This window comes from Desulfurivibrio modestus (genome assembly GCF_044068625.1).
GTDB lineage: Bacteria > Desulfobacterota > Desulfobulbia > Desulfobulbales > Desulfurivibrionaceae > Desulfurivibrio.
Window position 1 is genome coordinate 52,454 of record NZ_JBIPKH010000001.1, and the last position, 25,073, is coordinate 77,526.

Genomic DNA, 25,073 nt, shown 5'->3' on the forward strand with positions numbered 1-25,073 from the left:
CGCGTAAACTATCCATTAAGGGCATCTTCGGCGGGCACTGCGGCCCCCCGCCAGGTGGGAATGACGGTGGCGACCAGGTAGGGCAGCACGGTGACGGCGAAGAGCAGCAGTAGATCCTGGGCCGCGATGGTCGGCACCAGGGTGAGGGCGGGATGGATCACCGACCAGCCCACCAGCACCGGACGAAAGAGGGCCGCCTGGAAGTAAAGCACGTGGAGGTAGGCCAGAAATATCCCCAGCAGAAAGGCCCCTCCGGCCACCAGCAGGGCCTCCCAGCAGCGCAGGGTGAGAATATCGGAGGTTTCCCAGCCGATGATTTTAAGAATCGCCACCTCCCGGCGCTCCTCGGGCGAAAGGCCCGAAGCCTTATCCCAGGCCAGGATGGCAAAAGCCGCCAGGGCCGCCAGCAGGCAAACGGAGGCCATCCCGCTGCGCCAGCCGAAGACCCCCTGATAGGTCCGCTGGATCTGGGCCCGGGTCAACACCCTGGTATCGGGCAGGCGTTGAGCGATACGGCGGGCCAGGTTTTCGATCTCGGCCGGGTTGTACACATAGACACAAAGGTCGGTCACCAATTCGGGGGGGAGCTGAAAGAGATCCCGGGCCTCGGCCAGGTTCAGGGCAATCAGGTCGGCGGTGAGCAGATCGGTTTCATCCCGGAAGATGCCGCTGACCGGCAAGGTCTTCAAGGTCAGATCCGGGCGGAAAAGGGAAAAAAAATCGCCGGGAGCCAGTTCCAGGGTGGCGGCAACCAAGCCGCCCAGGACCGCCCCTGGCCCGTTGACGGGGAACTCGCCAATGGCCAGGGTTTGCCCCAGATGTTCCCCCAGGGGCATCTGAGCGGAATCTACCCCCAGGACGGTGAAGTTGGCCTGGCGAATCTCATCGAAATAGTAGCCCCAGATCCGGGGAGTTATCTGACGAATCCCAAACAGTCCCTCCAGACGCCGGCTATACTCCAGGGGAATCGATTCCTGGCGACCGGCCACCATCTTCTGGATCACGATATCCGGGGCGCGCTCCAGGACCTGACCGGCGCGATCGCCGAGGGCGGTGGCGACCAGATGAAAGGAGGCCAGCAGAAAGATCACGGCGGCGAAAACCAGCAGCAGGGCCCCGTTTTTCAACCGCCGCCGCCAAAGGGAGGTCAGGGCGAAATCCACCAGGTTGAGCTGCTTGGCGAAAATTGCGTTCATGGCTGCCGCCGATAGGCCGGCGGCGGAGCCCAGAAGGAGCCGGTGGGAAAGTGTTCAATGGCGCCGGGATGGCTCATAAAGGGGGCCAGGGGATCGCTGACCGCCGGATGACGGGTGTAGCGGGCCTCGGTGGCCACCGCCAGGTCGGTAAGCCCCAGCCCGGCCACCGCGATATGCAGCAGCGGCAAGGCCGCCTCCTGGCGCAAGCGCCACTCCCGGCCCTGGGCCAGCACCAGGGCGCTAATAATGGCAAAAATCAGCAGCAAAAGAGCTGTTAAGCCGGAGGGACGCATGATCGCAAACAAACCTCCGGTCAGCGGCCACGGCCCATGGTATGGACGCCGCGCATCGACCCCACCAGCTCGGGGGTAATCTCCTCAAAACGCAAAATCTCCCGCCCCTGGTGATCGCGCAGGAAGGCCCGGGCCTTCTCCTCGCTGGCCAAGGGGATGAACTCATGACCCATGGGGCCGTGGACCCCGCTGCCGATCACATAGTAGGCACTCCGCCCGTCCAGCCACTGCAAGGTATAGTAATCCTTGGCCCAGATCGCCGTCACCTTCGCCCCTTTCCGGCCGCCAAAGGCGGCGGGATCGAAATAGTAGGCCAGCAGATCCTTCATGCCGTCGAAAAAGTGGACCTTGCCGTCACCCAGATGGAGCTGGGTGATCCAGGGCGGGTAACGGGCCACGAACATGCCGCAGACCGGGCATTTTTCCCGGGCTCCAACCTGCTCCACCGGGGGCGGGGCCTGGGCGGAGCCGGCTCCGGTGGCCGCCGACCAGCTAAGCAGCAACAGCAAAACCCAGAATGGCATCGGTTTTCCACCCCTCATCGCAGATATCCTCCCAGCAATCTTTGCAACTCCTCCTCACCCACCCCCCCCAGGACCGCGGCGGCCAGGCGGTGCTGGGGATCAATGACGACCGCCAGGGGATCAAGTTTGACCCGGTACTGTTGGGCGATCCGGTCGCCCCGGTCGATGATCACCGGAAATTCGATCTCCAAATCCTTAATGAAACGGCGTACCATCTCCTGGTCATCATTGCGGCTGATATAGATGATCACCAACCCCTGCTCCCGGTACTGACGATAATAACGGTTGAAAATCGGGGTGTCGGCCCGGCAGAACTTACAATCCACCGACCAGAAGCGCAGCACCACCGGCCGGCCTTGATAATCGGCCAGCGTGAAGGGCTCGCCGTGTTGATCGAGGGAGCTAAAATCAGGGGCCGGATCACCCAGCTGCAAGCGCTGGCGTTCGCCGCAGGCGGCCAGCAACAACAGGGACAGGGCGATAAGCCCCAGACCGGCGACGGCCATGGCCACGCCCCCCGCCCCCAATCGCCATCTTTTTTGCACCGCCATACCTCCTTCGCTCAGGGGGAACCGGCCAGCAAACCGGCGATGGTTGCCCGCAACTCCTCCAGGTCCAACGGCTTTCGCAGGACCGCGTGGGCGCCGGAATGCTCCAGCATCTCCTCCATCCGGGGCCGATCGATGGCGGTGATCACCACGATGGACATGGTGGGGGCAATATGCTTGGCCTTGCTCAACGCCTCATAGCCGTTGAGCCCGGGCATCCTGATATCCAGGGTCATCAGATCGTAGGCGGAATCCCTGATCAAGTCCAGGGCATGCTCGCCATTGGTGGCGATTTCAGCCTCATAACCGATCTTTTCCAAAAACTGCTTCAACGATTTACAAAAAACATATTCATCGTCAACGATCAAAATTCTGCGCCGATCCTCAGCCATTTTTCACTCCCTCCCGATCTGTCGTTTTTGGCCGGTTAGGGGGCAGAACAATGAAAAACTCGGCCCCCTCCCCCGGACGTGACGAAACCTCGATAAATCCCCCCTGGTTTTCCACGATGGAGTGGACTATGGCCAACCCCATGCCGGTGCCGCTACCCGGGTCCTTGGTGGTGAAAAACGGATCGAATATCTTCGATAACTCGCTTGCGGCAATCCCGCAACCGGTATCCCGCACCGCCAGGCCCACTCCCTGCTCCACCAGACTGGTGGCCAGGGTCAACCGCCGCGGTTGGCTCTGCTTCATGGCGTCCCGGGCATTACTGATCAAATTGAGAAAAACCTGGGCCAACTGGTCGGGGTCGGCGGCCACTGCGGGCAGATCGGGGGTGAACTCCCGGGCCACCTGGATATTGTCAGACTCCAGCTCGTGCCGGACCAGGGCCAGGGTGTTATCCAACAGGGCATGGATATCCACCTCCTTGATCTCCGGCTGGTGGCGGCGGGAAAAGATCCGCAGGCTGTTGGTGATCTTGGTGGCCCGGCGGATCTGCTCCATCACCTCGGCAAACCGGGGTTTGAATCTCGCCGGCATCTCCTCTTCCATCTGCAAAAGCTGGATAATGGTGCCAATGATGTTGAGGGGATTGAGAATTTCATGGGCCACTCCAGCGGCCATGGTCCCGATGGAGGCCAGCTTTTCCTGGCGAATCATCACATCCTGGGCGCTTTTGAGCTCGGCCAGGGACTGGCGCAGATTGTCGGAGGTGCGGCGCAGGGCGCTTTCCACCGCCCGGGCCTCGGTGATGTCATGGAAAAGGAGGACAAAAGAGCGGCGGGAGCCTTCCCGGACGGGATAAAACCCCACCTGGGTCTGCCGGTCGGTCAAAAACCAGGGGTCGGCCAGATTTAAGGGCCTGACGGCCGGATCGGCCACCAGTGCTCTCAAGATCCGGGCCGGCTCCGGCTCCAGATGGGCATAGATCTCAGCCCCCAACAGCTCCTCTTCCCGACAGGCAAACATGGCCAGTCCCGAACTGTTGACATAGATGATCCGGCCCCGGCAATCCAGTTCAACCAGGCCGTCGCTCATATTCTGCAGCACCACCTCATGATGTTTCTGCAACGAAAGCAGCTCCCTGGTGATCTCCCGCCCAAAAACGTCATCAACGCCCAGAACCCGGTGTTCCGGCAGAATCCGGCCATGATTTTCCAGATCCTGAAGGATGGTATCCAAGTGGGCGGAAATTTTGCCCTGGCCGCTTTTGGCAATGCAGGCGTCAGCTCCGTAGTCGGCAGGATCAAGCCCAACCTCGGCGGCCACCGACGAGATAATCACCAGGCACACCCCGGCCAGTTGCGGGCGGGAACGCACGATCCGGCAGATTCGGCCGCCATCGATGTTGGGCATCACCAGGTCAACGAAGATCAGATCCGGCACAAACCCCTTCAGCACATCCAGGGCCGCCAGCCCATCCGCTGCGGTGCGCACTCCATGGCCCAGCTTTTCCAGCCGGGAGCTGATCATTCTGCGCACCAAGGGATGATTGTCCACCACCAGAACTTTCTTCACCTTCATCCTGCCCCCCTTTTTGCCATAGCTAACCATGCCTGAATAGTAGCAGAGATCGTAATAATGGGCAAAAGAGGGCCCCGCAGAGATAATAGTAATTTTTTTAAAGATAATCTGATATTTTAACAAAGAGAGCAACACGCAGGCGCCACCGTGGCTTGACAGTCATTGCCGGCCTGGCTAGAGTACCTGAGGTTGAGCAAAATCAAAGAGGCGCTGTTGCACCGAATACCCGGCAGGGGAGACTTGAGGATATGGTCGCGCGAAATTGGTTGCTGCTGTTGTTGACCGGGCTGCTGCTGGCCGTTGCTTCCCACCGCCCGGCTCCGGCCCTGGCCCAATCCCCGGAAGAGATGGCACCATTGCGCTTTGCCATCGTGCCCTACAAATCACCCCGGTCATTGGCCGAAACTTACGACCCGCTGCTCCATCGCCTGGAAGAGCGGCTGCAGCGGCCGGTGCACCTCCTCTCGACCAGGGATGTAGCGACCTTTCTCCACCGGGGCCAGGCCAGGGAGTACGATCTGCTCCTGGCCCCACCCACCCTTTTGCTGCAGCTGGAGGAGGCCGGCTACCGGGTCATCGCCCGGGGCGCCCCCGATTTCCGGGGCGGAGTGGTGGTCCTGGCAGGCAGCGCCATTCATGAACCGGCCGATTTCCGGGGCAAAAGGGTGGCGGCCATCGGCCGCCACTCCTATGGGGGTTATCTCTTTTTCCACCACCGCCTGGAGGAGGCCGGCATCGATCCCCACGAGGAGCTGGAACTGTTTTTCACCCGCCAGGTGGACACCATTGTGTACGGGGTTTTAAGCAGTCGCTACGACGCCGGGGTGATCAGACTGGACACCCTGGAAACCCCGGCCGTCTCCCCCTTCCGCCAACGGCTGCGGGTCGTGTTCGAATCGGTTGATATTCCCCAGTTTCCCTTCATGGTTAAGGGGGAAATGGACGATCAGGCCGTGGCCGTCATCCTCGAAGAACTGGTCAAGCTGGCCCCGTCAAGTCCCGAAGATCTCAAAATTCTGCAAAGCCTGCAGGTTAGCCGAATCGAACCGGCAACCACCAACGACTACCAAGAATTTCTGCGGTTGATCAAACAACCGGCAAACAGCTTTTGCTGTTCAAACAAGCCTGGGCCGTCGGACGCAAGAGAAGCCGAATGAGCACCAGATCTTTTTCTTTTACTTTGCGGACCCTGCTGCTTATCTACTGCACGGTGGTCACCCTGCTGCTGACCACGGCCCTTCTATTCCTCCACTCCCGCCTGTTCGAGCAGTACGCCGTCGACCGGCTGACGGCCCACGGCAAAGCGATCACCCTGAACACCGCTTTCTTCGTGGCTGATGACCTGATCACCGAAAACTACGCCGCGTTGCAGGATTTTGCCCTCAGTTTCGCGGCCCGAGCCGATATCGAGGCACTGCTGATCAGTGACCAGCAGTGGCAGATCATCACCTCTTCTGAGCCGGAACTGCTGGGAACCACCATGGAAAAGTTCCCTCCCGGCGTCTGCCTGTTGGTCGATGGGGATTTCAATGTCCGGCTCAGTGCCACCGGTGAGCGGCTGTGCGTCACCTCACCGGTAATTATCGGCCGGCAAACCCTGGGACATGTGCGGGTGATGCTCTCCACCACCCCCATGCTGGCCCGTCTGCACCAGTTGCAGCGCCAGGGAATTATGATCGGAGCAAGCTTCTGGTTTCTGGCCATGCTGGGCGGCTACCTGATGGCCCGCCGCCTCACCGGGCCGCTACGGCAATTCATGACCGCCACCGAGAGCATCCGCCAGGGTGATTTCCAGGTCGAAATTCCCTCCGGCAGACCGATTCGGGAACTGCATGGTTTCGCCCTGACCCTGCGGCGAATGGCGGCAACCATCGGCCGGCGCGAGCGGGAACTCGCCAAAATGCGCAACTATCTGCATAACATCATCGAGTCGATGCCCTCCTCGCTGGTCACCATCAACGACCAGGGCGAGATAACCCAGTGGAACGGTGCCGCCACCGAATTCACCGGCATTCCGACCACCAAGGCCCTGGGCCGCAATCTTTATGAAATCGTGCCCCTTTTCAGCCGTTACGCCGAGCGGTTGGCGGAGAGCAACCGTTCTCGCCAGCCGGTCACCCTGCACCGGGAACGGCTGGAGGGTGAGAAGGAACAGTTCTGCAACCTGACCTTTTTCCCCCTGATGGCCAACGGGGTCGACGGGATGGTGATCCGCCTGGACGACATCACCGAAATGGAGAAAAAGGAGCAGCAGCTACGCCAGGCCCAGAAGATGGAAACCATCGGCACCCTGGCCGGCGGCCTGGCCCATGATTTCAACAATGTCCTCACCGGCATCATGGGCAACCTCTCCCTGCTTCGCTTCAAGCAGAAGAGCGGTCAGGCCATCGAAAGCGCGGAACTGGCTGAATACCTGGGCCAGATGGAAACCGCCGGCAAACGGGCAACGGATATGGTGCGCCAGCTGCTGACCCTGGCCCGGCGCCAGGAAACCCGGCGGGTACCGGTGGATCTGTTGCTGACCATCAAACATGTCCGGGCCATCTGCGAAACCACCTTCGACCGTTCGGTGCGCCTGGTGGTCCAGGTTGCCCCGAAGTTGCGCCAGGCCATGGTCATGGGCGATCCCACCGAGATCGAACAGACCTTGCTCAATCTTTGCGTCAACGCCCTCCACGCCATGACCTTCATGCGAGCCGCCAGCGAGTGGGGCGGCACCATCAGCATCAAGCTGACCCCGGTGGAGATCGGCCCCGACCTGCTGCACCGCCCCGAAATCAAACCCGGCTCATACTGGCGGCTGGCGGTCAACGACACCGGGATCGGCATGGACCGGGAAATCAGAGAGAAGATCTTTCTGCCCTTCTTCACCACCAAGGAGCGGCATGAGGGCACCGGGCTGGGGTTGGCCATGGTTGAAAGCATCGTCCGCCAGCACAACGGCCATGTCATGGTCTATTCCGAGCCCGACCTGGGCAGCACCTTCTCCATCTACCTGCCCCGGATGGAACAGGCCGACCAGACTGAAAACGGGGAGGAAAATATCCCGGCCATCGAACCGGGATCAGGGTTGATTCTGGTGGTTGATGATGACCCCGTGGTCCGTCAGCTGGCCGAAGAGGCCCTGAAAATCCTGGGCTATCAGGTGCTGACCGCCGCCGATGGCCTGGAGGCTTTGGAGGTCTACCGCCAGCATCAAGCCGAAATCAGGGCGGTACTCCTCGATATGGCCATGCCGGTGATGTCGGGGCGAGAAGCCTTTCTGGAGCTGCAAAAGATCAATCCCGAGATCCTGGTGGTGATGAGTTCGGGGTTCCGCCAGGATGAGCGGCTGGAGGAGGTGATGCAACGGGGCGCCCGTGCTTTCCTTCAAAAACCCTACGACCTGACCAGCCTGGCCCAAACCATGGCGCACGTTCTGCGTAGCTAGTCGGCCGTTAACGGGCAACAAAAAAGGGTTGTTAAGAGCAGGCTCTTAACAACCCTTGACTGTTTGATGGTGACCCCTACGGGACTCGAACCCGTGTTACCGGCGTGAGAGGCCAGCGTCCTAGACCGCTAGACGAAGGGGCCATGCAAAAGCGTGGGCTCTATCTACCTTATGTGCGGCCCAAGGTCAAGCTGATAATGTTGCCAGCAACTTTCGGCCCCGCTCTCCGGCTTCCCGCAAAGCCTCGGGGCGGGCGGCGGCATCCAGGCGCTGTTCCAGGCCCCGGACCAGCAGTTCACCGCCATGGGCAAAACCCATGGCATCGAAAGCGTACTTGGCGGTGAGAATGGCGCCGTCAAAAACCTTGGCGCCACTGGTGGCGGCCACCGCCAGCAGCAAGCCGCGCCGGGAAGGATCGGCTGCTCGCCGACCAGGTCCTCCCGGCACCCGCCAACGGTTCCAGAGGGCCTGGGTACGATCCACCATGGCCTTGGCCTGGGCGGTGATTCCATAAAAATAGATGGGGGAGGCCAGCACCACCCGATCGGCGGCAATAATTTTTTCGTAAAGTTGGGTCATGTCATCGACCAGGACACACTCGCCGCTCTCGTCACACCCGCCACAGGCGACACAGGGCTGAATGGTCAGATCGCAGAGCCGGATAATTTCAATTTCGCCGCCGGCGGCCACCACCCCCTCCGCCAGGGCGGCGAGCATGGTGGCGGTATTCCCCCCCGCCCGGGGGCTGCCGTTAAAGGCCAGCACCTTGATTTTGGCCATCTACTCCTCCTCGGTTGCCGCTTGATCCCTCCTGGGCAAGCGGTTGTAGAATTCGGTTTCATTACGCAAACGCGCCATCAGTTCCGCCGAGAGAAAGCGGGGGGCCACCCGCCAGCGCCAGTTGCCCCGGTCGGTGCCGGGGATGTTCATTCGGCAGTCGCTGCCGAACCCCAGCAGATCCTGCAGGGGAATGATCGCCAGGGCGGCCACCGAGGCCAGCGCGAGCCGGATAAAATCCCAGTGGATCGGGCTGCCTTCCCGACTGCGGGCGTAACGCAACAGGCGCTCCTTGGCCGCGGGCTCACTGCGGTCACTGAAGTACCAGCCCACCGCCGTGTCGTTGTCATGGGTCCCGGTGTAGACCACGCAGTTGCGCTCGGCGTAATTGTGGGGCAGATAACTGTTTCGCTCATCGGAATCGAAGGCAAACTGGAGAACCTTCATCCCGGGGAAACCCAGGGCATCGCGCAACTCTTCCACCGCCGGAGTAATCAGCCCCAAATCCTCGGCGATGATCGGCAGCGGCCCTAAAGCTTTTTCCAGCCGCCGGAAAAAATCCAGCCCCGGGCCTTTGACCCACTCTCCCCGCACCGCGTCGGGTTCGCTGGCCGGAACCCGCCAATAGGACTCAAACCCCCGGAAATGATCGATCCGGACAAGATCCGTCAACCTGAACTGGTGTCGCAACCGCCGCTGCCACCACTCTTCGAGAACGGCCCGAACCTCCGGCCCGCCATCCCAACGAAAGAGGGGATTGCCCCAGCGCTGACCGAGATCACTGAAGTAATCGGGCGGCACTCCGGCCACATGAGTGGGCCGCATGGTCTCCTCGTCCAGCAGGAAAAGTTGTGGCCAGGCCCAGACCTCGGCACTGTCCGGGGCCAGATAGATGGGGAGATCACCGATTAATCGCACTCCCCGCTCTCCGGCATAGCGGCGTAACCGCTCCCATTGCCGGAAGAAGATAAACTGAACGAAACGATGGTAGTCAAGCCGCTGGGCCAGCCGTTGGCGGGCCGCGGCCAGCGCTCCGGGCAACCGCCGGGCAAGCCCAGAGGGCCAGGAGTACCAGGGCAGGCCATGCTGCTCCTCATGCAGGGCCACGAAGAGCACGTAGTCATCAAGCCAGCTTTCAGCGGCAATAAATCGCGCGTATTCGCTCCGCAGGGGATGGCCGGCGATAAAGTGGGCAAAGGCGGCGGCCAGAATCTCCTCCTTCCAGGGCAGCACTTCGTCGAAAGCAACCAGGTATTCGGAGAATTGGGGAGCCTCATGGAGGAGGTCATAGGGCAACAGCCCATCTTCCACCAGACACTCCGGACTGATCAGCAACGGATTGCCGGCAAAGGCTGAAAGCCCCATATAGGGGGAGTTGTCCAACTCCCGACTGGTGGGACACAGGGGCAGAAACTGCCAGTACTGCTGGCCGGCCTCTGCCAGTAGATCAACAAAGGCCCGGGCCGCCGGACCCAGGTCGCCGATCCCGAAACGGCTCGGCAAGGAGGAGAGATGCAACAAAATACCACTGCCCCGGCCAGAAATTATCACGCTGTGGTTGCCTCCTGTGCTAAAATGTAACCGCGAGCCACGCAGTACGGCCCAAACAGCGGCTCCCGATCCCCCAACCAGCCGGGCCGAACCCGGAGTAAAGCAAATTACGTAAGATTTTACTATTGCCCTTTGGCCGGATAAACATTAGTGTATCGTGTTTGACACGCTTAATCAGGCCGGGGAATAACGCCCAGCCCTCAAATCATACTGTATCGGGAGATCACCATCGTGTCCGCCAACATCAAATCAAGGTTACTCGAAGCCGGCAAGGACGACGGCTGCATCACTCTCTCCTTTTTAAACGACCTGATTCCCGATGACAAGGATTCGGATGCCATCGACGGAATATTCGACTTTCTCCAGGAAAACAACATCGAAGTAATCACCCACGACAAGGATGGCGAGAAGAAGGATCTTAGCGGCAAGCATCTGGATGAAAAGGATGATGCTGTTGATCTGGATGAGGAGGGTCCACTGGCGGCCAAGCTGGCCGGCCGCGATGACCTGGCCGAGCCCGAGGAGACCACCACCACCTACCTCCGCGAAATGGGCCAGTTTGACCTGCTGACCCCCGAGGAGGAAGAGAAATATTCCAAGACTATCCGTGAAGGGTTCAATGCCATTGTCAACGCCATCCGCAAGGATCGCTCCGGCCTGCCCGAGATGAAACAGATGGCCGAGCGCCTTGATCTATGGGAAAAGCGCGACCCGACCCTCAAACCCAAAAAACAACACCTGAACTATATGGTCCGCACCCTGACCAAGATCTGCGAGCAGTATCCGGAGAGAAAACGGCTCCGGCAGAACTATTGCCGGGTTGAGCTTTATGCCCGCTCCATTGAGGTGGCCAAGGACGCGATGATCAAGGCCAACCTGCGGCTGGTGGTCAGCATCGCCAAACGTTACATGCACCAGGGCCTGACCCTGGCCGACCTTATCCAGGAGGGCAACTTGGGCCTGATGCGGGCGGTTTTCCGTTTCGACTACACCAAGGGCAACAAGTTCAGCACCTACGCCAGCTGGTGGATCCGCCAGGCGATCACCCGGGCCATTCTCGACAAAACCCGGACCATCCGCCTGCCGGTTCACTTTCTCGAACTGCGCAGCCAGTTCTTCAAGGCCTTCTACTCCCTGCTCAAGGAGCTGGGAAGGGAACCCACCCCGGTGGAGATCTCCGAAAAAACCGGCCTGCCCATGGAGAAGATCCTGGCCATTTTCGAAGCCTCCCGCGAACCGATCTCCCTGGAGACCCCGGTGGGGGACGATGACTCCACCCTGGGCGACTTCCTGGAAAACCAGGAGTCGGTCTCCCCCTATGAGGCGGTCAAGGGCAACCAGTTGGCCGAACGGGTCACCAGCATTCTTTCCACCCTGAGTGAGCGGGAGGAGAAGATTATCCGCCTCCGTTTCGGAATCGGTGAAGATGCCGAGTACACCCTGGAGGAGATCGGCAAACGCTTCAACGTCTCCCGGGAGCGCATCCGTCAGATCGAGAAAAAGGCCCTGAATCGCCTGCGCCATTCCAGTCGCCGGGAAAAACTGAAAAACTTCCTCGATTAGGTCATGGCGGCGGCCCGACGGCCGGAACCGAGGGTTTTTCCCGGCCTCTTTATCCCCGTAACCCTGGCCCTGATGGCGGGAATTGTCGCCGCCCGCTATTTCGCGGTGCCGCCCCTGCTTACCTTGCCGGTGGCCCCGGCGGCGGCCCTGGCTACTTACTGGCTTCTCCGCCGGCCAGCAGCACCCCCAACCCCCATCCTGCTTTTTTTGCTGCTGCTGATTCTCTTCCTGGGTGCCGGCTACCACCTGGCCCGCCCCCACCTTGCTCCCCCCACCGACCCCAACCATCTCTACAACCTGCTGCCCACCGACCGCCAGAGCGTCAGCGAAGCCGACCATGACGTGGTGCTGGTGGGGGTTTTACGGCAACTGCCCCGACCCGCCGGTGGACGCACCCGGCTGGTGCTGGCCGTGGAAGAATTGCGCCGCCCCAAGGGTAGCCAACCGGCCCACGGCCTGATTCAGATCACCATCAATGGCAGCCTGTCCGCGGATATCCGCCCGGGGGAACTGCTGCTGCTCCGGGCTCGGGTGGGGCCGGTACGCTCATTTCGGGTGCCCGGCGCCTTTGACTACCATCAATTTCTGGCCCACCAGGGGATCAGGCTCAGCGGCTGGGTGGCCAATCCCCTCCAGGTGGCCAGGCTGGAACCAATCCAGCCGCCAACCCCGGCCTTCCGCCTGCGCCATTTCCCCGAGCGGCTCCGCCATGCCGCCAACGGTCATTTGGAACAGCACCTGGCCGACCACCAGGCCCTGCCCCTGCTCAAGGCCCTGCTGATCGGGGACCGCAGCGGGATCCCACCGGCCACCCTGGAAACCTTCAAGGCCGCCGGAGCCATGCACCTGCTGGCCATCTCGGGAATGCACCTGGGGCTGATCGCCATGATGAGCATGGCCGCCAGCGAATGGCTGCTCAAACGCTCCCCACGGCTGCTGCTGACCTTGCAGGTCCGCAAAGTCGCCCTGCTGCTGGCCCTCCTTCCCATCATCGGCTATGCCCTGATCACCGGGCTCAATCCCCCGGCCCAGCGAGCGCTGTTGATGACCCTGGTGTTCATGGGGGCGATTCTGCTCGATCGCCAGTGGTGCAGCCTCAACAACCTGGCCATAGCCGCCCTGCTGATCCTGGCTTTGGACCCCCCGGCCCTCTTCGGGGCCTCTTTCCAGCTCTCCTTTGCCGCCACCGCCGGAATCATCATGCTGCTGCCCTCCCTGCAAAATAATTACCGGGAGATCGGGGGGCCGGCAAGCAAGCCGCGGGAGAGGAGCCCAGCCATCCTCATCGGCCGCAAAATTCTTTTCTGGATCGGAGCCAGCCTGCTGGTCTCCACCGTGGCCACCCTGGTCACCACACCCCTGGCCCTCCACCATTTTCACCGGGTCTCCCTGCTCAGCCCCCTGACCACCCTGCTGGCCACACCCCCCCTCTTTTTTTTGACCCTGCCTTCAGCCCTGGCCGGTCTGGCCCTGACCGCCCTCAATCTACCCGGCGGCGGGCCCTTGTTGCTGCTCTCCGCCTGGGGGGTCGAATTCACCACCGCCATCACCAGCCGCCTGGCGGCCCTGCCCTTCAGCTTTTACTACCTCTCACCGCCGAGCCCGGCGGAGTGGGGTGCCTGGCTCGGACTGTTCGGAGCCCTGCCGCTTTACCGGCGTCACCGCTTCTGGGCCGCCGCCACCGGCTTTACCATGCTCCTCTTACTGCTCCTGCTGCCGGCTCTGGAACAGTGGCGCCGGTGGCAAAGCCCGAACAGCCGGGTTACCTTTATCGAGGTGGGCCACGGTCAGGCCACCGTGGTGGAACTGCCGGGCAACCGCACCGTACTGGTGGACGGGGGTGGCCCGGCGACCCTGAGTACCGATATCGGTGAACAGCTGATCGCCCCCTTTCTCCGCCAGCGCCGGATCAGACGCCTGACCGCGGTGGTGATCAGCCACCCCCACGCCGATCATTACAACGGCTTCCCCTTCCTGCTTCGGTATTTCCACCCCCAAACCCTGTGGATCAACGGCCAGCCGGGAGTCAGCTCCGACTACCAGGCCCTGCTGCAGACCGCCACCGAATTGGGGATCGAGATCGTGGTGCCCTCCGGCGGCGAAGAGTTGGTGGGCCGAGAGCTTAAGGAAGGGGGTGCGGCCCGGCTGTACAATCTGGCCGACTTTCATCGCCGGGAGGCGGCCGGCGACCTTCCCCCGAAAGATCCGGTCAACGACCAGAGCCTGGTGATCGGCTACCAGCATGATGATTTTTGGTTCATCTTGCCGGGAGATATCGGCACGAACCAAGAGCGCCGGCTGCTGCCCGAACTTAAGGCCACAACCCAGGCCCCGGTACTGGCCGCCTCCCACCATGGCCGCCGGACCTCCATGGCCCCGGAGTTCATCGCGGCGGTGGCACCTGGCTATATCGTCGTTTCGGACGATGAGCGGCGCACCGATTACCGGCGGGTGGCAAAATGGCAAACCATGGGCGCCGACGTGTTCACCACCGGGCGCGACGGCTCCATCACCTGCACCGTGGCCGGGGGGGAGCTGACCTGCCAACCGGCGATCAGGCGTCGGTAAAGTCGGCGGGGGGCTTCTTGAGGAACTGGACGAACTTGCTCTTGTCGATGGCGTTGATGTAAGCGTCCTCGCCGGAGATCCAGCCCTTGTTGAGCAGCTCCATGATGGCGTCGTCCAGGGTCTGCATCCCGAACTTCTTGCCGGTCTGCATGGCCGAAGGGATCTGATAGGTTTTACCCTCCCGGATCAGGTTCCGCACCGCCGGGGTGCAGATCAGAATCTCCAGGGCGGCACAACGCCCCTTCTTATCGATCCGCTTGAACAGGGTTTGGGAGACCACCGCCTTCAGGGCGTCGGCCAGGGTTGAACGCACCTGGGCCTGCTGGCTGGCGGGGAAAATTTCGATGATACGATCCACCGTCTTGTTGGCGTTGAGGGTATGAAGGGTACCAAAGACCAGATGGCCGGTCATGGCCGCCTCCATAGCCAGGGCAATGGTTTCAAGGTCACGCATTTCCCCCACCAGGATGATGTCGGGGTCCTCACGCAGGGCCCCGCGCAGGGCGGCGGAGAAACTCTTGGTGTGCAACCCCACCTCGCGGTGGTTGACGATACAGCTGGCGCTCTTGTGCACGAACTCGATGGGATCCTCAATGGTCAGGATATGATCCTTGCGGGTCTTATTGGCCTGATCAACAATGGCTGCCAGGGTGGTCGATTTACCGCTGCCGGTGGGCCCGGTAACCAGCACCATTCCCTTGGGCAACGAGGCCAGTCGCGAGATTACCGCCGGTAACCCCAACTGTTCACAGGAGAGAATATCGCTGGGAATTTCTCGAAAAACCGCCCCGATCCCATATTTCTGCATGAAGAGATTGCCACGATAACGGGCCAAGCCCGGAATTTCATAGCCGAAATCGACATCGCCGCTCTCTTCGAAGGCCTTGATCTTCTCCTCGGAAACGATCTCATAAAGCATCCCCTTGAGGCTGTCGTTTTCCAGGACATTGTATTTGACCCTCTCCATCTCGCCCCGAATCCGTAAAATGGGCTGCTGGCCGGAAACCATGTGAAGATCGGAAGCTCCCTGTTCATTCATCAACTTGAAAAAGGCGTCGATCTGAGCCATGACGATTATGCTCCTTTAGGGTTAATTTTACCGGGCGATATGGTACACTCCGGCACAATATCACAAAATATCACCAAGGCGGCAAGACAAAAACTGTTTGCACACCAGCTATGAAATGGATCGACCTCCACATCCACTCAACTTTTTCCGACGGCACCCACGACCCGGCCAGTCTTATCGATCTGGCCGCCAGAAAGGGGCTGGCGGCCCTGGCCCTGACCGATCACGACACGGTGGCCGGAATTCCCGACTTTCTTAACTATGCCGCCGAGCGCAACTTCTCGGTGCTCTCCGGGATTGAAATCAGCGCCTGGCATGGTCAGGAGTCGCTCCATATTCTGGGTTACGGCATCGATCACAACAACCCCGAGCTGCTTAGGGTGTTGGAGGAAATTCAGCGGGCCCGCCATCAGCGTAACCTGGGTATTCTGGAAAAACTGGCCGCCATGGGCATCGAAATCAGCCTTGCCAGTATCGAAAGTCAGGAAAACGGCCAAGTGGGGCGGCCCCACATCGCCCGGGAACTAATCAGGCTGGGAGTGGTCCACGACATGCACACCGCTTTTGTTCGTTACCTGCGACGGGGGGCGGCGGCTTATGTGGAAAGCCATCGCATTCACGCCCTGGACGCGGTTCGGCTGATCGCGGCCGCCGGCGGGGCTCCGGTCCTGGCTCATCCGGCGGTGATGGGCGGGGCCCTGGAGGGGTTGTCCACCCTGCTGCCGCAACTGCGCCGGGCCGGGCTGGCGGGACTGGAGGTTTACTATCCGGCCCATACCCGCAAACAGCACCTTCAGTTACAGCAGCTGGCCGCTGAACACCAGTTGATTGCCACCGGCGGCACCGATTTCCACGATGACCCCCCCGGCGGAATCCCTTTGGGAGGGAGCAGCCATGGCGGTCGTGTACCGTTCAGTTGTTTTACCGAGCTGGTCGAATTTCTCGGCGGCCGACCAAACTCCATCGCACCCGGCGGGGAGCAGCAATGAAAACCATCCTGGTCATCGACGACGAGCCCAACTACCTGATCATCCTCGGCGAGTTGCTGCGTGATGAGAATTACGAGGTTTTCACCGCCGCCAGTGGTGAGGAGGCCCTGAATATCATCCACCGGTCCGACCTGGATCTGATCATCACCGACATGCGCATGCCGGGTATGGATGGCCTGGCCCTGCTCAAAACCGTCAAGGCCCAGCATCCCGACCTGCCGATGATCATGATTACCGCCTTCGGCGAGGTGGATAAAGCGGTGGAAGCGATGCGCAACGGCGCCTTCAACTACCTGGCCAAACCCTTTAACAACGATGAACTGCTGGTAAGCGTCCGCAAGGCCATCGAGCATTACGAAGTCATCCGGGAGAACACCCGGCTGCGGGCCGAAATCAGCCAGCAGACCTCCTACGCCAACATGGTGGGCAAAAGCCGCCGGATGCGGGAGATTTACAGCCTGATTGATAAGGTGGCGCCCGCCCCCACCTCGATCCTGATCACCGGGGAATCCGGGACCGGCAAGGAGCTGGTGGCCCGGGCGATCCACAACCGCAGCCCCCGGCAAAAAGGGCCCTTTATCTCGGTGAACTGCGCCGGCTTACCGGAAACCTTGCTGGAATCGGAACTTTTCGGTCACGAAAAGGGGGCTTTCACCGGGGCGGTGGCTCTACGCAAGGGCCGCTTCGAACTGGCCGACAACGGTACCCTTCTCCTGGACGAGGTGGGCGAGATGCCTCTGCCCCTGCAGACCAAGCTGCTGCGGGTGCTCCAGGAAAGGGCCTTCGAGCGGGTGGGGGGCAGCAGTACCCTGAAGGTGGATGTCAGAATCATTGCCGCCACCAACAAGGATCTCAAGGAGGAGGTGGAACGGGGCAACTTTCGGGAGGATCTTTACTACCGGCTCAACGTGGTCCATATTCACCTGCCGCCCCTGCGGGAGCGACAGGATGATATCCCGATCCTGGCTTCCCATTTCGTCGGCAAATTCGCCAAGGCTCTGGAGCGGCCTAAGCTGCAGATCACCCCGGAGACAATTCGCCTCCTCACCACCATGGCCTGGGAGGGCAATGTCCGCGAACTGGAGAACACCATCGAACGGGCCGCCGTCCTCTGTGCCGGCGACCTGATCACTCCGGAGGATGTTCAGCCCGACTCCGTGGGCGGCCAGGAGCCTCCAGGCTGGGGAGAGGAGCTGGAGATTGAACAGTTGATCCCTCCCAACGCCCCGCTGCCGGAAGTCCTCAACGCCATTGAAAAAAAACTGGTGGCAAACGCGCTGAAAAAATCTGATAATGTCCAAACCAGGGCGGCGGAGTGCCTGGGCATCACCAAAAGCCTGCTCCAGTACAAGATGAAGAAATTTGGTCTGCAGCGGAAATAACCACCTGGCAGATAGATCTTCGCTTCTTTCCATCATGGCTCCATGCTATAATCAGGTCATGGAGAAAATTACCCGAACACCCCGTTAAACCCGGAGGAACAAAGTGACCCCCCTGGATATCTTTCTGATCTTCACCGCCTGCGGCGTGGTGATTCTCACCGCCGTGCTGGTTCCCACCCTGCTCCAGCTCAAGCGGACCTACCGTAAGGCTGAGGACACCCTGAAAATATTGGAAAAAGAGCTGACCCCCATGAGCCGTAAGATCAGCGATGCCGCCAGCGAGTTGGAGCTGCTGGCCGCCACCTGTAACGCCCGGGTGGAGGAGGCGGACGTAGTCCTGCGCACCGCCCGGCAGGCCGGGGATACCCTGCTTCTTACTTCACAGGCCATGAAGGAATCGATCCGGCCCATCATCAGCGGCATCGGCGGCCTGAGCGCCGGCCTGCAGATGTTCGGCCGGGTCATGTTCGGCGGCCGGGAAAAAAAATAGTTCGCGCACGAGAAAGAAACCAACCAAGGAGGTTAGACCATGACCCACCACACCGAGAATTGCAACGCGGGACTGACCGTACTCTCTTTCCTGGCCGGCGCGGTAACCGGCGCGGCCATCGCCCTGCTGGTGGCCCCCAAATCGGGCCGGGAAACCAGGGAGATGTTGAGCAACTACGGCGAGGGATTGCAGGAAAGATTCCGTCAGCTGCCGGATGAGGCCAGAGAGCATGCCGGTGGCGCGGTCGAGCGCGGCAAGGCGATGATCGACCAGGGCAAGGAGTTGATCGCCAAGGGCAGCAAACTGGCCACCCAGGGCAAGGAGTATCTTGACGAAAAGAAGAGGACCCTGAGCGCCGCCATCGAGGCCGGTAAAAGGGCGATGGCCGAGGAGAAGGAATCCCTGGACCAGGCCCTGGACAAGAACAGTTAGCCGCCGGGAGGAAAAAAAACCCTCCCCTGGCCCCGGACAGGCCGTGACCGCCACCTATCTGGTCACGGCGTGTCCGGCGGCCCAGTTCAGCTTGCCGCGCAGGATCTCGAAATACCCTTTCCAGGGGGAACAGATCAGGCGAAGGCTCTGCTTCGCCGCCGCCACCTCCAGAGTATCGCCGGTTTGCAGTTCCGTGTAAAGCCGGCCATCGACAATAACCTGCAACTTTTCAGCGATCCGTTCCCCGGAATGGCTGGTGGCCAGCCGGACCCGAACCCGACTGGTGGCGTCCAGCAACACCGGTCGGCTTTCCAGCATGAAGGGGCAGATCGGAGTAACCAGGATGGCGGCCAGACGGGGGTGGACAATGGGGCCTCCGGCCGAAAGATTGTAAGCGGTGGAGCCGGTGGAAGTTGAGACAATCAAGCCGTCGGCCCGGTAAGTCGCCAGATATTCCTCGTCCACCCAGACACCCACTTCAGCCATCCGATCCACCGCCCCCTTGCTGATCACCACATCATTCAAGGCGTGGAGCCAGGGCCGGGCTGCTTCCCTTCCCCCTTGCTGCCGCAGCAGGCGAATTTTGAGCATCATCCGGTTTTCGATGGTCGGTTCACCATCCAGGATCTCCGCCAGGGCGGCATAACGATCCTCCACCGCCACTTCGGTGAGAAAGCCCAGACCGCCCAAGTTGATGCCAAGGACCGGGATCCCGTGGCCGCACGCCTCCGCCGCCACATGCAACAGGGTCCCATCGCCGCCGAGGACAATCAGCAGATCCTGATCCGCCTCGATCCGATCGATCTGTCCCTCGATCCCCCGGGCGGCAAACCATTCCATCAGCTCGTGACCAATGCGCCGCGGCTCATCGGAGTCGCGCTTCAGGATAATCCCCACCTTGCCGACTTTCATCCTACCCCCGCCCCAGCTCGACGGAACGCTGGGTGGCAGCCTCCACCGCATCCATAACCAAGCCCCGGAAACCACCCTTCTCCAGAACATGGAGTCCGGCGATGGTGGTACCTCCAGGCGAGGTCACCATCGCCCGGAGAGCGGCGGGGTTTTTCTCCGGGGTCGCCAGGGCCAACCGCACCGAGCCCAGGATGGTCTGTCGGGCCAACTGCTCCGCCACCTCCCGGCTCAACCCCACCTTGACCCCGGCATCGATCAGCGCTTCAAGGAAGGTAAAAACATAGGCGGGGCCACTGCCGCTCAAACCGGTGACCGCGTCCAGCAGTTTCTCCTCCAGCACCACCGCTTCCCCCACCGCGGCAAAGATTCGCCTGGCCAGCTGCAAATCTTCCTCGCGAGCATGACGACCGGGGCTCAGGGCCGATGCCGCAGCCAAAACCAGGGCGGGGGTATTGGGCATCACCCGGATCACCCGGACCGGGGCCGGAGCCAGCCGCTCCTCCATGAAGGTCAGGGTGATCCCGGCGGCAATGGAGATCAACAGATGATCCTTGCCCAGTTGGCCACTATAATGTTCCAGAACTGCGGCCACCACCTGGGGCTTGACCGCCAGGATCAACACCGGACAGGCGGCCAGCAACGGGCCGGCCTCCGCGTGAACCGTCACTCCATGGCGCTCAGCCAACTCCTCCCGGCGTGGCCCGTGGGGCTCGGCCACCATAAGCTGCTCGGCCCTATAAAGATCGGCCGCCAAGATTCCTTTAATCAGGGCCTCGGCCATCTGCCCTCCCCCGATAAAACCAAGACTTTGCGTCTCGCTCGCCATAGTTTGCCTCCAGCGTTTTAAGATCAAATGGTGAGGCAGAATAGCCGATCCGGCTCCCCAGGTCCAGAGCTATGCAAAGAGGAGCAGGCGTCACCCCCGGATGATTAAAGGGCTGCGACGGGAACAAAAAACCCGCCGGGAAGATAATCCCGGCGGGTTAACATGGCGCTGTTTTAGCTTTAGCTGCTTTTTCTCAGCAGTACTCACCGGCCAAGGCCAACGAGGGGGGCAGCAGATAGGGCAGGATCCGATCGCCCACCGCCTGGGTGGTCACGGCCAACTGGCGCAACACCTGGCTCTCGCCCTGGGTTTCGTAGGCCACGATATCCCAAGCCTCCGGGTGGGCCGCCACCGCCTGCATCAGGCCGAGATGCTGACCATGGCCCGACTTCTCCGCCACCACCCGTCCCAGCAAGGGGAAGCCCAGCAGAGCCAGATCACCCACCAGGTCCAGTACCTTATGACGGACAAACTCGTCGGCGTAACGAAGGCCCCCGCTGTTGAGCACGCCGCTTTCATCCATCACCACCGCGTTGTCCAGAGAGCCCCCCAGGGCCAGGCCGTTGCGGCGCAGGGCCTCGACCTCATGCAGAAAACCAAAGGTCCGGGCGGCGGCCACCTCCTCGGCAAAGCGCCGGGGATTGAGGTCGATGTCGATCCGCTGGCTGCCGATCCGGGCGTGGGGAAAGTCGATCCCGCAGCTTACCCGAAAACCGTTATAGGGTTCGATGCGCACCGACCGCCCCTGACCGTCACTGAACCTTACCACCTCGTTGAACTTGAGCATCCAGCGACAAGCCCGCTGGCGGCGGCGACCGACCCGGCGCAACAGGTGGACGAAAGGGGCGGCACTGCCATCCATGATGGGAATCTCGGGCCCATCCACCGCGACCACCGCGTTGTCGATGCCCAGACCGGCCAGGGCGGCCAGCAGATGCTCGGTGGTGGAGATGGAAGCGTCGTGATCGGTACTGATCGTGGTGGCCAGGCGGGTATCGACCACCCGGTCCATGAAGGCCGGAGTGGGCTCAAGCTGCCCCAGATCGGAACGAACAAAGCGCAGGCCGCTGTTGATCTCGCCGGGGTAGATCACCAGGCTGACCGGCTTGCCGGTATGCAAGCCGATCCCGGCGACACTGATGCTTTTTTTCAGGGTATGCTGAAATGAATCCATGGCGCTGAGGTCCTTATCGCAAAACCGCCGGGGCGGTGGGTTATCTTTTCCTTACGGCAACCATCCCGGTAACCGTTCCTTAACCGACTCTACCTCAAGCAATGCAATTTAGAGACCGCCAAGAGAATAAAAAAGAACAACCAAGCAATAAACGCCTGAACTCAGCAATAAATAATCAAATTCCGCCCCGAAACCGCCCCCCAACCCCGGACCTTTTTTGTGGCAAAAAAAACACACTCTCCGTTCATTGCCCACAGTAGGCCAGCAAGCGGCGACGCAGGAACTCATCGAAAGACTCCTCCATGAAGAGGGCGACCCGCAGGGCCAGCAGCGGATAATCGCCGGCCAGGGGCTGGAGCTTGACCAGATCCTTTTCGGTGGTGATCAACCCCCCGGCCCTTCGCTGCCGGGCGGCGGCGATCAGTTCGGCCATATCCGCGGCCGTGTAGGGATGATGGTCGGCAAAGGAGCGGAATCCGGTGACCAGGAAGTTCGCCCTTTGCAGGGTTTCCTGAAAGGACCCCGGCTGGGCAATTCCGGCGAAGCCGAACCAGGGCTTGCCCCGTCCTTTATCCAGAGCCATGCCCTTGCCCGAATGACCGTCCAGCAGGCAGACCGGGAGATACTCCCCGATAAAGCTGGGAGTACCCGGCAGCAGCTCTTGGAGGAAATGGCGAAACCGCCCCACCTGTTCCCGGTTGCCGTCATCAACTCCGGTAATGACTAAGGCATCGGCCCGTTCCAGGGCAGACCAGGGTTCCCGCAGGGGGCCGCCGGGAAACACCCTGGCCCCAAGGGGCAGGTCGCGGGCACTGAACAGGACCAGATCAAGATCACGAGCCAGGGCCAGATGCTGAAAGCCGTCATCTAATAGCAGGGAGTTCGCCCCCAGCTGATCCACGGCATGCCGACTGCTCAAGACCCGCCGTTTGGCAACCAGCACCGGCACCCCCGGCAGGGAGCGGGCCAGCAGAACCGGTTCATCCCCCGCCCTTTCGGGCCCGGCCAGCAGTTCACCACCCGGCGATCCGTCGGCAACCACCACCACCCGGCCTTCTTCCCCCCGGATGGATTGCCGCCCGTAGCCCCGGCTGAGGATGGCGGGTTTCAAGCCCATCGCCTCCAACAGCCGAGCGATATAGATCACCAGGGGAGTTTTACCGGTTCCCCCCATGGTCAGGTTGCCGACACTGATTACCGGCACCGCCATCTTGTGCCGCCGCAGCAAACCATGGTGATAAAGCCGGGCCCTTAAACGCATCGCCAGGTCATAAAGGGGGGAAAAAGGCAGGCCCAGCAAAAACAGGAACCGCAGACGGCGTGAGGTCATCTCTTATCCTCCGGTGGCAGATCCGAACCAAGCAACTTGGCGATCATCTCCAGGTGAGCGGCCAACACCCCCTGGCTCCTGGTTGCCACCAACTGGCCGGCTTGTCCACCGGCGGCGGCCCGGACCGCAGGCTCCCGCAACCAATGGGTCACAGCGGTGACGATCTCCTCCTCATCTTTGACCTGGCAGGCCCCTCTCGCCGTCAGCAGATCAAGGCTGATTTCGGCAAAGTCCTCCATATGGGGACCGAAAAGGCTGGGCCGACAGCCAGCGGCGGCCTCCAGGGGATTGTGCCCCCCCGCCGGCACCAGGCTGCCACCGACAAAGGCCAGGTCAGAGAGGGGGTAAAGAGCGGCCAGTTCACCGTAGCTGTCCAGGATCAGCACCCGAATCCCAGGGCTACTGGGAGCGGTGCGCAACCGAGCCCGGGGGTCATACCTGCGGGCCAGCTCCAGCACCGCCCCGGCCCGCTCCACCCGGCGGGGAGCCAGCAACAGAACCAGCTCCGGAAATTCGCGGTTAAGCCGCCGCCAGGCCCGCAGCAGGATCTCCTCCTCGCCGGCATGGGTACTGCCCGCCAACCAGAGCAGTTTATCGGGCTCGATTCCCAGCAGCTCCCGGCTCAACCGCAAGGTTGAGGAGGCCGGCGGCCATGGGTCCAGGGCGGCAGGATATTTGAGATTGCCCAGCACCCCCACCCGGGCCGGCGGCAGGCCCAGATCACGCAAACGGACCGCCTCCGCCTCGGTCTGCATGGCCAGGAAGGCAAAAGGGTCGAAAAGCAGGGGGCGGACCAGGAAACGCAGGCGCTGATACCAGCGCCAGGAGGAGGCGGAGAGCCGCCCGTTGCTCAGCAGCAGGGGCACTCTCTCTTGTGCCAGGGAGCGGAGCAGGTTGGGCCAAAAATCGGTTTCCACCAAGATAAAGAGATCGGGGCGCAACCGCCGGACCAGCCTCTTCATCACCCAGGGCAGATCGTAGGGCAACACCTCCAGACGATCCGCCAGGCCGGTGCAACTTGCCGCCGCCAGGGCGGCGCCGGCCCGGGTGGAGTTGGAAAGAACCAGGGTGGCCTCGGGGTAACGATGGCGCAGGGCGCGCAACAGCGGCCGGGCGGCAACGGTTTCCCCCACCGAGAGGGCATGGAGCCAGATCAGCTTCCCTTTGCGGGGAGAACAGGCCGTGCCATCTCCGCCGGCAATCAGGCCCAGACGACGGCCGATCCAGGCAGTGTAGCCGGGAACGCGGATCGCTTTGACTATCAGCAGCGGAAGGGCTAGAATCAACGCCACCGGCAGACCGATGTTATAGATCAACCTTATCATTGACCACCATGAATATTATTCTGATCCACCCCGGGGAAGCCGAGGGCGATCGGGTGATCCTGCGCGACCACCGGGCCCGGCATATCCACAAGATCTTGAAGAGCAAAACCGGCGATACTCTGCGGGTGGGCCTGCTCGACGGCCCCATGGGCACCGGCCTGATCCTGGGGCTTGCCCCCGGGCAGGTGGAACTGCAACTGGATTGCCGCACTCCGCCGCCGACTAAAGCCGCCACCGACCTGATTCTGGCCCTCCCCCGCCCGATCATGCTGAAAAGGGTGTTAGCCCAGGCCACGGCCATGGGGGTGAGCCAAATTCATTTGCTCAACGCCAACCGGGTGGAAAAAAGTTTCTGGCAATCGTCCCTGCTGGCTCCCGAGGCTTTGACCGCCGCCCTCCAGCAGGGCCTGGAGCAGGCGGTGGACACCCGGCTGCCCACCCTGACCCTCCACCACCGTTTCCGTCCCTTTGTTGAAGACCGGCTGCCCAGCCTGACCCCCGAGTATCCCCTGCGCCTGCTGGCCCACCCCGGCCCGGAACCCTCACCCCGGCCCACCCCGACCACTCCCCAACGCCGGCTGCTGGCCATCGGCCCCGAGGGGGGCTGGGTCGATTACGAGGTGGACTGCTTCCGCCAACTTGATTTTAAACTCTTCTCGCTGGGCTCCAGAATCCTGCGGGTGGATACCGCCGTGCCCGCCCTCCTGGCGGCCACCCGGGGCTGAC

General features: G+C 61.6%; 23 protein-coding genes and 1 tRNA gene. 9 read left to right on the forward strand and 15 right to left on the reverse strand.

Annotation, left to right across the window (positions count from 1 at the left end; translation table 11 throughout):
• Positions 1-8 precede the first annotated feature (8 nt).
• Genes ACHHRT_RS00250 through ACHHRT_RS00275 form a run of 6 tightly spaced genes read right to left on the reverse strand, consistent with a single transcriptional unit; the run spans position 9 to position 4,529 of the window.
• Entirely contained in the window at positions 9-1,196 is a 1,188-nt protein-coding gene (locus ACHHRT_RS00250; protein WP_395496654.1) for an ABC transporter permease, read from the reverse strand.
• Positions 1,193-1,462, reverse strand: coding sequence for a hypothetical protein (locus tag ACHHRT_RS00255; RefSeq protein ID WP_395496655.1), 270 nt, complete (start codon positions 1,460-1,462; stop codon positions 1,193-1,195). The genes ACHHRT_RS00250 and ACHHRT_RS00255 overlap by 4 nt, the downstream gene beginning before the upstream one ends.
• A gap of 47 nt (positions 1,463-1,509) precedes the next feature.
• Positions 1,510-2,013: a nitrous oxide reductase accessory protein NosL gene (locus ACHHRT_RS00260; protein WP_395496656.1), complete on the reverse strand. Its 504-nt coding sequence runs from the start codon at positions 2,011-2,013 to the stop codon at positions 1,510-1,512.
• A 14-nt stretch (positions 2,014-2,027) separates the two neighbouring features.
• The gene (locus ACHHRT_RS00265) at positions 2,028-2,558 is read right to left on the reverse strand and encodes a peroxiredoxin family protein (RefSeq protein ID WP_395496657.1); all 531 of its coding nucleotides are present in this window, start codon (positions 2,556-2,558) and stop codon (positions 2,028-2,030) included.
• A 17-nt stretch (positions 2,559-2,575) separates the two neighbouring features.
• A complete protein-coding gene (locus ACHHRT_RS00270; RefSeq protein ID WP_395496658.1) occupies positions 2,576-2,953 on the reverse strand; it encodes a response regulator in 378 nt (125 codons plus the stop codon).
• Entirely contained in the window at positions 2,946-4,529 is a 1,584-nt protein-coding gene (locus ACHHRT_RS00275) for an ATP-binding protein (protein ID WP_395496659.1), read from the reverse strand. The genes ACHHRT_RS00270 and ACHHRT_RS00275 overlap by 8 nt, the downstream gene beginning before the upstream one ends.
• Before the next feature lie 248 nt (positions 4,530-4,777).
• Here ACHHRT_RS00275 and ACHHRT_RS00280 point away from each other — a divergent pair, with 248 nt between their 5' ends.
• Positions 4,778-5,686 carry a phosphate/phosphite/phosphonate ABC transporter substrate-binding protein gene (locus tag ACHHRT_RS00280; protein ID WP_395496660.1) on the forward strand — a complete coding sequence of 303 codons (909 nt, stop codon included), beginning with the start codon at positions 4,778-4,780 and terminating at the stop codon, positions 5,684-5,686.
• The gene (locus tag ACHHRT_RS00285) at positions 5,683-7,959 is read left to right on the forward strand and encodes a response regulator (RefSeq protein ID WP_395496661.1); all 2,277 of its coding nucleotides are present in this window, start codon (positions 5,683-5,685) and stop codon (positions 7,957-7,959) included. Before ACHHRT_RS00280 ends, ACHHRT_RS00285 begins: the two co-directional genes overlap by 4 nt.
• A gap of 67 nt (positions 7,960-8,026) precedes the next feature.
• On the opposite strand, the gene ACHHRT_RS00290 is transcribed toward ACHHRT_RS00285, so the two are convergent.
• From ACHHRT_RS00290 to malQ, 3 genes are all read right to left on the reverse strand, one after another.
• A tRNA-Glu gene (locus tag ACHHRT_RS00290) sits at positions 8,027-8,102 on the reverse strand.
• Between the two features lie 43 nt (positions 8,103-8,145).
• Positions 8,146-8,739, reverse strand: a complete 594-nt coding sequence (locus ACHHRT_RS00295; protein ID WP_395496662.1) for a flavodoxin family protein — start codon at positions 8,737-8,739, stop codon at positions 8,146-8,148.
• On the reverse strand, positions 8,740-10,287 hold the full coding sequence (malQ, locus tag ACHHRT_RS00300) for a 4-alpha-glucanotransferase (protein ID WP_395496663.1): 1,548 nt from the start codon (positions 10,285-10,287) through the stop codon (positions 8,740-8,742). It lies immediately after the preceding gene.
• Positions 10,288-10,518: 231 nt separating this feature from the next.
• On the opposite strand from malQ, the gene ACHHRT_RS00305 reads away from it, so the two are divergent.
• Positions 10,519-11,850, forward strand: coding sequence for a sigma-70 family RNA polymerase sigma factor (locus ACHHRT_RS00305; protein ID WP_395496664.1), 1,332 nt, complete (start codon positions 10,519-10,521; stop codon positions 11,848-11,850).
• 3 nt (positions 11,851-11,853) lie between these two features.
• Positions 11,854-14,418, forward strand: a complete 2,565-nt coding sequence (locus tag ACHHRT_RS00310) for a DNA internalization-related competence protein ComEC/Rec2 (RefSeq protein ID WP_395496665.1) — start codon at positions 11,854-11,856, stop codon at positions 14,416-14,418.
• Here ACHHRT_RS00310 and ACHHRT_RS00315 read toward each other — a convergent pair.
• Positions 14,405-15,487, reverse strand: coding sequence for a type IV pilus twitching motility protein PilT (locus tag ACHHRT_RS00315; protein WP_395496666.1), 1,083 nt, complete (start codon positions 15,485-15,487; stop codon positions 14,405-14,407). The genes ACHHRT_RS00310 and ACHHRT_RS00315 overlap by 14 nt on opposite strands.
• A 110-nt stretch (positions 15,488-15,597) precedes the next feature.
• On the opposite strand from ACHHRT_RS00315, the gene ACHHRT_RS00320 reads away from it, so the two are divergent.
• The 4 genes from ACHHRT_RS00320 (at position 15,598) to ACHHRT_RS00335 (ending at position 18,780) form a co-directional block, all read left to right on the forward strand.
• Entirely contained in the window at positions 15,598-16,476 is an 879-nt protein-coding gene (locus ACHHRT_RS00320; RefSeq protein WP_395496667.1) for a PHP domain-containing protein, read from the forward strand.
• Positions 16,473-17,858, forward strand: a complete 1,386-nt coding sequence (locus tag ACHHRT_RS00325; protein ID WP_395496668.1) for a sigma-54-dependent transcriptional regulator — start codon at positions 16,473-16,475, stop codon at positions 17,856-17,858. Before ACHHRT_RS00320 ends, ACHHRT_RS00325 begins: the two co-directional genes overlap by 4 nt.
• Positions 17,859-17,961: 103 nt before the next feature.
• Positions 17,962-18,348 (forward strand): DUF948 domain-containing protein, encoded by a 387-nt coding sequence (locus ACHHRT_RS00330; protein WP_395496669.1) that lies wholly within the window; start codon positions 17,962-17,964, stop codon positions 18,346-18,348.
• Between the two features lie 39 nt (positions 18,349-18,387).
• Positions 18,388-18,780, forward strand: coding sequence for a YtxH domain-containing protein (locus tag ACHHRT_RS00335; protein WP_395496670.1), 393 nt, complete (start codon positions 18,388-18,390; stop codon positions 18,778-18,780).
• Positions 18,781-18,834: 54 nt separating this feature from the next.
• Here the strand turns inward: ACHHRT_RS00335 and ACHHRT_RS00340 are convergent, their stop codons facing one another.
• From ACHHRT_RS00340 to ACHHRT_RS00360, 5 genes are all read right to left on the reverse strand, one after another.
• Complete coding sequence (locus ACHHRT_RS00340) at positions 18,835-19,692, reverse strand: NAD(+)/NADH kinase (protein WP_395496671.1); 858 nt, start codon at positions 19,690-19,692, stop codon at positions 18,835-18,837.
• Between the two features lies 1 nt (position 19,693).
• Positions 19,694-20,518 carry a pyrroline-5-carboxylate reductase gene (gene proC / locus ACHHRT_RS00345; RefSeq protein ID WP_395496672.1) on the reverse strand — a complete coding sequence of 275 codons (825 nt, stop codon included), beginning with the start codon at positions 20,516-20,518 and terminating at the stop codon, positions 19,694-19,696.
• 193 nt (positions 20,519-20,711) lie between these two features.
• On the reverse strand, positions 20,712-21,692 hold the full coding sequence (gene lpxC / locus ACHHRT_RS00350; RefSeq protein WP_395496673.1) for a UDP-3-O-acyl-N-acetylglucosamine deacetylase: 981 nt from the start codon (positions 21,690-21,692) through the stop codon (positions 20,712-20,714).
• Between the two features lie 244 nt (positions 21,693-21,936).
• Complete coding sequence (gene lpxK, locus ACHHRT_RS00355; RefSeq protein ID WP_395496674.1) at positions 21,937-23,022, reverse strand: tetraacyldisaccharide 4'-kinase; 1,086 nt, start codon at positions 23,020-23,022, stop codon at positions 21,937-21,939.
• Entirely contained in the window at positions 23,019-24,338 is a 1,320-nt protein-coding gene (locus ACHHRT_RS00360; protein ID WP_395496675.1) for a 3-deoxy-D-manno-octulosonic acid transferase, read from the reverse strand. Before ACHHRT_RS00360 ends, lpxK begins: the two co-directional genes overlap by 4 nt.
• Before the next feature lie 17 nt (positions 24,339-24,355).
• Between ACHHRT_RS00360 and ACHHRT_RS00365 the strand changes: the two genes are divergently transcribed.
• Positions 24,356-25,072 (forward strand): 16S rRNA (uracil(1498)-N(3))-methyltransferase, encoded by a 717-nt coding sequence (locus ACHHRT_RS00365; protein ID WP_395496676.1) that lies wholly within the window; start codon positions 24,356-24,358, stop codon positions 25,070-25,072.
• The last annotated feature ends 1 nt before the right edge of the window (position 25,073 follow it).

Excerpts from the sequence above, each read along its gene's own strand:
- lpxC (WP_395496673.1), bottom strand. The coding sequence starts at position 21,692 with ATGGATTCATTTCAGCATACCCTGAAAAAAAGCATCAGTGTCGCCGGG.
- ACHHRT_RS00260 (WP_395496656.1), bottom strand. The coding sequence starts at position 2,013 with ATGCCATTCTGGGTTTTGCTGTTGCTGCTTAGCTGGTCGGCGGCCACC.
- ACHHRT_RS00320 (WP_395496667.1), top strand. The coding sequence starts at position 15,598 with ATGAAATGGATCGACCTCCACATCCACTCAACTTTTTCCGACGGCACC.
- ACHHRT_RS00280 (WP_395496660.1), top strand. The coding sequence starts at position 4,778 with ATGGTCGCGCGAAATTGGTTGCTGCTGTTGTTGACCGGGCTGCTGCTG.
- ACHHRT_RS00325 (WP_395496668.1), top strand. The coding sequence starts at position 16,473 with ATGAAAACCATCCTGGTCATCGACGACGAGCCCAACTACCTGATCATC.
- ACHHRT_RS00270 (WP_395496658.1), bottom strand. The coding sequence starts at position 2,953 with ATGGCTGAGGATCGGCGCAGAATTTTGATCGTTGACGATGAATATGTT.
- ACHHRT_RS00340 (WP_395496671.1), bottom strand. The coding sequence starts at position 19,692 with ATGAAAGTCGGCAAGGTGGGGATTATCCTGAAGCGCGACTCCGATGAG.
- lpxK (WP_395496674.1), bottom strand. The coding sequence starts at position 23,022 with ATGACCTCACGCCGTCTGCGGTTCCTGTTTTTGCTGGGCCTGCCTTTT.
- ACHHRT_RS00335 (WP_395496670.1), top strand. The coding sequence starts at position 18,388 with ATGACCCACCACACCGAGAATTGCAACGCGGGACTGACCGTACTCTCT.
- ACHHRT_RS00275 (WP_395496659.1), bottom strand. The coding sequence starts at position 4,529 with ATGAAGGTGAAGAAAGTTCTGGTGGTGGACAATCATCCCTTGGTGCGC.
- ACHHRT_RS00365 (WP_395496676.1), top strand. The coding sequence starts at position 24,356 with ATGAATATTATTCTGATCCACCCCGGGGAAGCCGAGGGCGATCGGGTG.
- ACHHRT_RS00310 (WP_395496665.1), top strand. The coding sequence starts at position 11,854 with ATGGCGGCGGCCCGACGGCCGGAACCGAGGGTTTTTCCCGGCCTCTTT.
- ACHHRT_RS00315 (WP_395496666.1), bottom strand. The coding sequence starts at position 15,487 with ATGGCTCAGATCGACGCCTTTTTCAAGTTGATGAATGAACAGGGAGCT.
- proC (WP_395496672.1), bottom strand. The coding sequence starts at position 20,518 with ATGGCGAGCGAGACGCAAAGTCTTGGTTTTATCGGGGGAGGGCAGATG.
- ACHHRT_RS00250 (WP_395496654.1), bottom strand. The coding sequence starts at position 1,196 with ATGAACGCAATTTTCGCCAAGCAGCTCAACCTGGTGGATTTCGCCCTG.
- ACHHRT_RS00295 (WP_395496662.1), bottom strand. The coding sequence starts at position 8,739 with ATGGCCAAAATCAAGGTGCTGGCCTTTAACGGCAGCCCCCGGGCGGGG.
- ACHHRT_RS00285 (WP_395496661.1), top strand. The coding sequence starts at position 5,683 with ATGAGCACCAGATCTTTTTCTTTTACTTTGCGGACCCTGCTGCTTATC.